The sequence below is a fragment of the Streptomyces sp. NPDC044571 genome (assembly GCF_040647115.1).
Taxonomy (GTDB): domain Bacteria; phylum Actinomycetota; class Actinomycetes; order Streptomycetales; family Streptomycetaceae; genus Streptomyces.
This window is the reverse complement of the sequence record NZ_JBEZBN010000005.1, coordinates 175,931-184,355: the sequence shown is the minus strand read 5'-3', so window position 1 is coordinate 184,355 and position 8,425 is coordinate 175,931. Positions and strand designations below refer to the sequence as shown.

General features: G+C 75.8%; 6 protein-coding genes. 5 read left to right on the top strand and 1 reads right to left on the bottom strand.

Annotated elements, in window-relative coordinates; genetic code table 11:
• Window positions 1-197: 197 nt before the first annotated feature.
• Window positions 198-407 (bottom strand): MbtH family NRPS accessory protein, encoded by a 210-nt coding sequence (locus AB0B01_RS04630; protein ID WP_361712834.1) that lies wholly within the window; start codon window positions 405-407, stop codon window positions 198-200.
• Between the two features lie 249 nt (window positions 408-656).
• On the opposite strand from AB0B01_RS04630, the gene AB0B01_RS04625 reads away from it, so the two are divergent.
• The 5 genes from AB0B01_RS04625 to AB0B01_RS04605 are packed head-to-tail and all read left to right on the top strand — an operon-like array spanning window position 657 to window position 8,262.
• Window positions 657-2,984, top strand: a complete 2,328-nt coding sequence (locus AB0B01_RS04625; protein WP_361712832.1) for a lantibiotic dehydratase — start codon at window positions 657-659, stop codon at window positions 2,982-2,984.
• On the top strand, window positions 2,984-4,489 hold the full coding sequence (locus tag AB0B01_RS04620; protein WP_361712830.1) for an amino acid adenylation domain-containing protein: 1,506 nt from the start codon (window positions 2,984-2,986) through the stop codon (window positions 4,487-4,489). Before AB0B01_RS04625 ends, AB0B01_RS04620 begins: the two co-directional genes overlap by 1 nt.
• The gene (locus AB0B01_RS04615; RefSeq protein WP_361712829.1) at window positions 4,486-5,664 is read left to right on the top strand and encodes a pyridoxal-phosphate dependent enzyme; all 1,179 of its coding nucleotides are present in this window, start codon (window positions 4,486-4,488) and stop codon (window positions 5,662-5,664) included. The genes AB0B01_RS04620 and AB0B01_RS04615 overlap by 4 nt, the downstream gene beginning before the upstream one ends.
• Window positions 5,661-5,933, top strand: a complete 273-nt coding sequence (locus tag AB0B01_RS04610; protein WP_361712827.1) for an acyl carrier protein — start codon at window positions 5,661-5,663, stop codon at window positions 5,931-5,933. Before AB0B01_RS04615 ends, AB0B01_RS04610 begins: the two co-directional genes overlap by 4 nt.
• A gap of 10 nt (window positions 5,934-5,943) precedes the next feature.
• Window positions 5,944-8,262, top strand: a complete 2,319-nt coding sequence (locus tag AB0B01_RS04605) for a lantibiotic dehydratase (protein WP_361712826.1) — start codon at window positions 5,944-5,946, stop codon at window positions 8,260-8,262.
• The last annotated feature ends 163 nt before the right edge of the window (window positions 8,263-8,425 follow it).

Genomic DNA, 8,425 nt, shown 5'->3' with positions numbered 1-8,425 from the left:
GCGGGGGGGGCCCCGCGCCCCCCCCCTGCCCCCCCCCGGGGGGGCCCCGCCGGCGGTCCCGGGGGGGGCCCGCGCCGCGCCCCCCCCCCGGCCCCCCCCCCGCCACGGCAGGCCCCCCCCGGGACCGGTCGGCGGGGCTCGGTCCCCCCGCGCCTCAGCCGCGCCGACCGGCGATCACACCCCCGTCGTACGGGACCTCAGGCCCCGGACTGCGCCATCGTGCGGCGCAGGCTCAGCGGACGCATGTCCGTCCAGATCCGGCCGATGTGGTCCAGGCATTCCTGCCGCGAGCCGGTCGTGCCCTCCGCGTACCAGCCCCCCGGCAGCTCGCGGTCCGCCCGCCAGACGGAGTACTGCTCCTCGTCGTTGTGCACGACCCGGTAGCCGGTCTCGTCGGTGTCACTCATCGCTTCGGTCCTCCCGCAGTCATTCGGTCAGCGAGGCCAAGCGTGTCGTGGCGCCCGGTCCGCCCATAGGGCCAAACGCGCAGAAGGAACGGCGGTCGGTGCTGCCACTCCTTCCCTGGTGGCCCGGCCGCGCCCGGCGGGAGGGTGTGCCGCAGCCAGGGTGGCGTCCGGGAGGTACCGACAGGTGCCGGGCGTCCGACGCCGCCGGCCATGCCACCCCCTCAGGCTCAGGCCGGAAGGAGCTCCGCCATGTCGGACACCCCAGAGAACGTGCACCTGCCCACCGGCGGGTGGCGGTTGTGGGAGCACTTCGCGCTCCGCGGACCCGGCTTCCCCGCCGAGGGGGTCCTGCGCATGGCGCCGCCGGGGCTGGCCCTGGCCGCCGACAAGTTCGGGCCGGGCGACGCGCTCGCGGGCCCCGAATGGGAGGACTTCACCGCGGCGTTCGACACCGGCGCCGTGCGCACCGCCGAGCTGCTCCAGGACATCGCCGCCTCGCCCCGCTTCCGGGCGGCCGTGGCCTGGCAGAACCCGGCGGTCCTGCGGACGGGCATCGCGCCGTTCCTGAACTGGACGCCGACCGCCGCCGGCCGCACCAGCATGCCCCGCCAACGCGAGGAGCTCGTCGCCCACTACTGGCAGCGCTTCTGCGTCAAGAACGACACCATCGGCTTCTTCGGCCCCGTCGGCTGGGGCCACTGGAACCTCGCCACGCAGGGCGTCCAAATCGACCCCGGCAGCGGTTTCCTGGCCGACTCACGGGTGTACTTCGCCAGTTGGGCCATCGACGCACTGGCGAAGTCGCTGAACGCGGATCCCGCGATGCGGGCCTGGATCCCGCCGCGCCGGGTGTCCTTCGTACGGGCCGAAGGCGCAGCGGTGCACCTGCCGGGCCGGCCCCCGCAGCCCATTGGCGAGGCCGCCCGGGCCGTCCTGGACCTGTGCGACGGGACCCGGCCGGTGGGCGCGATCGCCGAGGCGCTCGGCATCCCCGTGGCGGAGGCCACCGGGGCCGTGGAGTGGCTGCTGGCCAAGCGGTGGGTGCACTGGCGGCTGGAGGTGCCCACGAGCACCTACCCGGAGCGGGAGCTGCGGGCCATCCTGGAGCGCGTCGGCGACCCGGCGCTGCGCGAGCCGGCCCTGGCGAAGCTGGCGGTACTGGAACGCGGCCGGGACTCCGTGCAGGCCGCGGGCCTGGACGCCGAGGCGCTGACCGCGGCGATCGCCGCCCTGGAGGGGGACTTCGCCGCGCTGACCGCCACCGACGCCCAGCGGTCCAAGGGCGAGCGGACCGCGCCCTGCCGCGGGCTGGTGTACTCCGACTGCCGCCGGGCGGCCACCGCTACTCTCGGCACCGCCCTGCTGGACGAGCTGACCCCGCTGGCCCAGTGCCTCACGGCGGCGCGCTGGATGACGAACCGGTTCGCCGAGAAGGTCGTCGAACGCCTCCGCGAGGTGTACGAGCGGCTGCGCCCGGCCGGCCGGGTGGACCTGGGGTCGATGTGGCTGGGCTCGCTGCCCTCCCCGTACGCGCAGGCGGGCGCCGATCTCGACGCGGTCCAGGCGGAGCTGCGGGCGAAGTGGGCCCGGATCCTCGCCGCTCCCGAGGGTGCGCGGCGGGTCCGGGTGTCGTCGGCGGACATCGCCGAGCGGGTGCGGGCCGAGTTCGAGGAGCCGGGGGCCGGCTGGTCGCTGGCCCGGTACTTCAGCCCGGACGTGCTGCTGCTGGCCGAGGACGCGGACGCGGTGGCGCGCGGGGACTTCGAGATGGTGCTGGGCGAGATGCACAGCGCGCTGAACACGATGGGCGCCTCGCTCTTCGTGCACCAGCACCCCGACCGCGAGGAGCTGATCGCGCAGACCACCCGCGACTTCCCCGGGCCGCGGCTGCTGCCGATGCTGCCCAAGGAGCTGCCGCTGAAGTGGTCGACCCGCAGCAGGCCTTCGCTGGACCGGCCCGAGGACTACTTCGTCTCACTGGTCGACGACACCGGCGACCCGCACCGGCCGCGCACCGTGCTGTGCGCCGACGTCACGGTGGAGGACCGGGACGGCCGCCTGACGGCGGTGCTGCCCGACGGGGCGGCCTTCGACCTGCTCGACGTGTACGCCAACACCCTGACGCAGCGGGTCATGGACCGCTTCACGCTGCGCCCCGAGGGCGACCACACCCCGCGGATCAGCATCGACAAGATGGTCGTGGCCCGCGAGACCTGGGCCTTCGCCGCGTCCGACCTCGCCTTCGCGGAGGAGAAGTCCGAGGCGAAGCGGTACGTGCGGGCCCGGCACTGGCAGCAGGAGCACGAGCTGCCGCGGTTCGTGTTCGTGGTCTCGCCCACCGAACCGCGGCCTTTCTACGTGGACTTCGACAGCCCGGTGTACCTGACGATCCTCGCCAAGGCCGCCCGCCGGCTGGCCCGCAAGGACCCCGGCGCCAAGCTGAAGGTCAGCGAGATGCTGCCGACGCCCGAGCAGGCCTGGCTGACCGACGACCAGGGCGCGTCCTACACCTCGGAGCTGCGCTTCGTCGCCGTCGACCAGAGCGCCGTGCAGCGGGAAGCGGAGGGCGGGCGCTGATGCGTACCTTCGTCGACGACATCGCCGCGCACGCCGCCGCCGAACCGGACCGGATCGCGGTCACCACCCCGGCGGGCGACTGGACGTACGGGCAGCTCACCGCCCGGATCGACGCACTGGCGGCGGTGCTGCGGGCGCGGGGAGCCCGGCCGGAGAGGGTGTGCGCGGTGGCGGTGGAGCGGGGCGTGGACGCCGTCGTCGCCCCGGCCGCGGTGGTGCGCTCCGGCGCCGCCTTCCTGGGCCTGGACCCGGAGCAGCCGCCCGCCCGGCTGGCCGCCCTGGTGCGCAGCGGGGGCGCCGACATGCTGCTGACCACCTCGGCCCTGGCCGGGCGGCTGGACCTGCCGGTCCCGGGACCGCCGGTGCTGCTGGACCGGCCCGGGACGGCGGCGGGTCCGGACCAAGGGCGCCCCGGACCGCCGGACGGGCGCTGCCTGGCCTACGTCAGCCACACCTCGGGGAGCACCGGGGAGCCCAGCGCCGTGCTGGTCGAACACCGCAGTCTGGACTCGTACCTGCGCTTCGTGGTGCGCGACTACGGCCTGGGCCCGGGAACCGTCGCCCTCCAGGTGGCGCCGCTCGGCTACGACGCCTCCCTGCGGGACACCTTCGCCCCGCTGCTGGCGGGCGGACGGCTGGTGGTGGTGCCGCGCTCGGCGCTGCTGCGGCCCGAGGAGTTCGGCGCGGCGGTGCGCGAGCACGAGGTGAGCGCGCTGCTGAGCGTGACCCCGTCGTTCCTGTCCTTCCTGGCCGGGCAGCCGGACGGGCAGCGCCTGTTGGCCGGGGTGCGGCTGGTGGTCTCCAGCGGGGAGTCGCTGCGGCCGTTCCTCGCCGCGGGGGGCCGGCCCCTGGTGCGGGGCCGGCTGGTCAACCAGTACGGCCCGACCGAGTGCACGATGACCTCGACCCGCCATGTCGTGCCGACCCGCCCGGACACGCGGGCGGACACCGTGGGCACCCCGATCGACGGCGTGGTCGTACGGCTGCTCGACGAGGGGCTGGCGGCGGTGCCGGGCGGGTCCGCCGGGGAGGTGTGCATCGGCGGGGTGGGCGTGGCCCGCGGCTACCGGGGGCAGCCCGCGCGGACCGCGGAGCGGTTCGTCCCCGACCCGTACGGGCCTCCCGGCTCCCGGATGTATCGGACCGGAGACCGGGCGAGTCTGGGCCCCGACGGGCTGGAGTACCTCGGCCGCGGCGACCGGCAGGTCAAGATCCGCGGCTACCGCGTCGACCCGGCCGAGGTCGAGGGCGCCCTGCTGGCCCACCCGGGGGTCACGGGGGCGGTCGTCACCTCCGACACCGACGGGCAGGGACGGGTGTTCCTCGTCGCGCATGTCACCGGAGACCTGGCGCAGACCACCGACGCGGCGCTGCGCGCCCACCTGGCCACCACCTTGCCCCCGCATCTGATGCCGCGCCGGTTCGCCCGCCTGGCACAGCTGCCCACGACCCGCGGCGGGAAGGCCGACCGCCGCGCCCTCTCGCAGTCCGGAGGCCGCTCATGACCACCGCCTTCACCACCACCGCCGCCCCCGCCACCCCCGCCGCCGCCCCTGGCAGCGCCGGCACCGCGCCCCGTACGGCGGGCGCCCCGCTGGGCCGCGCGGACGCGGAGGCCGCCGCCGTGCGGATCGCCGGCCACGTCCGGCGGACCCCGCTGTTGCCGGGCCTGCCCCACCCCGGGCGGCGGCGGGACGGCTGGGGCCTGCTCCTGAAGGCCGAACACCTCCAGTACGGGGGCTCGTTCAAACTCCGCGGGGCCGCGAACGCGGTCCTCGCGCTCGGTGCCCGCCGGATCGTCACCGGTTCCTCGGGCAACCACGGCATCGCGCTGGCCCGGCTCGCCGCGTCGCTCGGCGCCGAGGTGACCGTGGTGCTGGCGGCCGGGGCGCACCCCGCCAAGATCGCCCTGATCCGGGCGCTGGGCGCTCGGACCGTACGGGTGTCGGGCGGCGTCGCCGAACGGGAGGACCGGGCGCGGGCGCTGGCCGAGGAGACCGGCGCGGTCCTCGTGCCCTCCTCCGACCACGAACTGGTCGTCGCCGGGCAGGGCACGGTCGGCCTGGAGATCCTCGCCGAGGCGCCCGACGCCGAGACGATCTACGTCCCGACCGGCGGGGGCGGGCTGCTGGCCGGGGTCTGCCTCGCCGCGTACGGCCACCCGGTCCGGGTGGTGGGGGTGGAGCCCGCGTGCACGCCCCGCTACGCCCGTTCGCTGGCCGCAGGCCGGGCCGTACGGCTGGCGCCCAGCGACACCGTTGCCGACGGGCTGCGCGGGCAGCAGCCGGGGGCGGTGCCCTACCCGGTGATCCGCGACCGGGTCGACGACCTGATCACCGTGTCCGACGCCGAGATCCTCGCCGCCGCGACGTTCCTGCGCCGGCGCGGCGTGGAGGCCGAGCCCAGCGGCGCGGTCGCCCTGGCCGGGGCCATGCGGGTGGGCCGCGGCAACGGCCGCTCCGTCGCCGTCGTCTCCGGCGGCAACACGACGGCGGCCCTGGCGGCGTCCGTCACCGCGGCCACGCCCGCGCTCGCCACGCCCCTGCCCGCCGCACCGGCGGCACCGGAGGCCCCGGCCCACCCCTGTCTTCCGTCGCTCACCGCTGTCGTGTCCCGTACGTCCCTCGCGGCCGGCACGCCCGTCGCCGCCGCACGTCCCTTCCTGGAGGAGATCTCATGACCACCACGACCGAGAACCTGATCGCGCAGCCCACCGGCCCCGCCCTCACCGAGCTGGTCACCGGCATCTACCGGGAGACCCTGGGCGTGACCGAACTCGACGAGCACAGCGACTTCTACGAATGGGGCGGCGACTCGCTCACCGCGTTCCGGATCACCGCACGGCTGGAGGAGGCCCTCGGTGTGGAGGTCCCCGTCGCCCTCGTCTTCGCCTACCCCTCGCCCGCCGACCTCGCCGAGGTCGTCGACGCCGACTTCGTCCAGGCATGAGGGGCAGGCCATGACCGACACGTACGTGCCCGGCGGCCGTTGGCGGCTGTGGGACCAGTTCGCGCTGCGCGGGGCCGGCTTCCCGGCCGGGGGCGTGCTCCGGCTGGCCCCGGCGGGACTGGCCTCGGCCGCCGACAAGTTCCGCCCCGACGCCGGAGGGCCGCCCGACGCCGGGGGCGGGCCCGGGGCGGTGCTGTCCGGCGAGCGGTGGGAGGAGTTCGCCGGCCTGTTCGCCGATGCCCAGGTGGAGACCGCGCACGTCCTCCAGGACATCGCCCGGACGCCCGCCTTCCGGGAGGCGGTGGCCTGGCAGAACCGGCCGGTGCTCGGCTCCGGCATCGCGCCGTTCCTGAACTGGACGCCGACCGCCGCCGGCCGCACCAGCATGCCCCGCCAACGCGAGGAGCTCGTCGCCCACTACTGGCAGCGCTTCTGCGTCAAGAACGACACCATCGGCTTCTTCGGCCCCGTCGGCTGGGGCCACTGGAACCTCGCCACGCAGGGCGTCGAAGTGGACCCGGGCAGCGGTCTGGTCGCCGACTCACGGGTGTACTTCGCCAGTTGGGCGATCGACGCCCTCGCCGCGGTGCTCGACACCGATCCGGCGCTGCGGGAGTGGGTGGCGCCGCGCCGGGTGCCCTTCGTCCGCCAGGCCGGGATGGAGGTGACGGTGCCGGGCCGCCCGCTGCAGTCCCCCGGGGAGGCGGCGCGGGCCGTGCTCGCGCTGTGCGACGGCGTACGGCCGGCCCGGGAGATCCGGGCCGCGCTGCCGGGGGTGGACGTGCCGGCCGTCCTGGCCGACCTGGTGGCGCGCCGCTGGGTGGTCTGGAAGCTGGAAGTGCCGGCCGGCGCCCGCCCGGAACGGTACCTGCGGGCCTGGCTGGACCGGGTCGGGGACGCGGAGCTGCGCCGGCCCGGGCTCGCCGCCCTCGACACCCTGGAGCGGGGGCGCGAGCGCGTCCGGGCCGCCGAGGGACCCGAGGAGCTGGTGGCCGCGCTGACCGGCCTGGAGGAGGAGTTCACCGCACTGACCGAGACGGCCGCCGTCCGCGAGAAGGCGGCCGGTACGGCCCCGTGCCGGGCCCTGGTGTACTCCGACTGCCGGCGCGCGGCGACGGCCACGCTGGGCCGGACCGTGCACGAGGCGCTCGCCCCGCTCGACCCGCTGCTGACCAGCGCGGGCTGGCTCACCGCGCGGCTCGCCGATGCGGTGATGGGACGGGCGAAGGAGGTGTACGCACGGCTGGCCGGGCAGGGCCCGGTCGACCTGGCCGCGTTCTGGTTCGCCTGTATGCCGATCCTGCACGGCGCCGCCCGCTCGGAGTCGGCCGAGCTCCAGCGGGAATTCCGCAGGCGGTGGGGGGCGATCCTGGCCCCGCCGCCGGGCAGCCGCCGGGTGAGGCTGACGCTGGACGCGGTCGCGGGACCGGTGGCCGAGCAGTTCGGCGGGTCGGGCGGCGGCTGGACGGCCGCGCGCTATCTCAGCCCCGACATCATGATCGCGGCCAGTGGGGAACCCGCCGTGGTACGCGGCGACTTCGAGCTGGTCCTCGGTGAGCTGCACGTGGCGGCCAACACCCTGGGCGCCTCGCTCTTCGTCCATCAGCATCCGGCCCCGGAGGAGCTCGCCGCGCTCACCGACCGCGACCATCCCGGGCCCCGGCTGATGCCGCTGCTGCCCAAGGAGCACCGCTCCCGGCTCTCGGCCCGGATCCGGCACTCCCTGGTCCGCCCGGAGGACTACCACGTCGCCCTCGTCGACTTCACCGCCGACCCCGGCCGTCCCCGAACCGTGCTCAGCGCGGACGTGGCCGTGACCGAGCGGGTGGACGGCGAGCTGGCGGTGGTCCTGCCCGACGGGGCCGAGTTCCCTGCGGTGGACGTGTTCTCGCACGTCCTGACCACCCTGGCGATGGACCTGTTCCAGATCCTGCCCGAGGAGGCCGAGCACTCCCCCCGGGTCACCGTGGACCGGCTGGTGGTGGCCCGCGAGACCTGGCGCCCGGCCCCGGGGGGCCTGGACTTCGCCGACGAGAAGGACGAGGCGCGCCGGTTCGTACGGGCCCGGCAGTGGCGGGAGCGGCACGGCATGCCGCGGTTCGTCTTCGTGGTCCTGCCCACCGAGACCCGACCGTTCTACGTGGACTTCGACAGTCCCGTGTACGTGAACATCCTCGCCAAGGCGGTGCGCCGGATGGCCCGCAGGGAACCGGAGGGACGGGCCGTCTTCACCGAGATGCTCCCGAGCCCCGAACAGGCCTGGCTGACCGACGACCAAGGGGAGCTGTACACCTCCGAGCTGCGCTTCGTGGCGGTGGACGAGGGCTGAGCACAGGAAGGGAACAGTGACGCACAGCGGCGGCGCGCACGGCCGGATCCCGGCCGGGCGGGGCCGCCGTTGCGCGTTCTACCCCCCGGCGGCTGCGCGCGCGGCTGCGTCTTCTTCCCTACTGAGGGGGCCGCGCGGCCAGCAGTGTTGAGGAAAACACCGC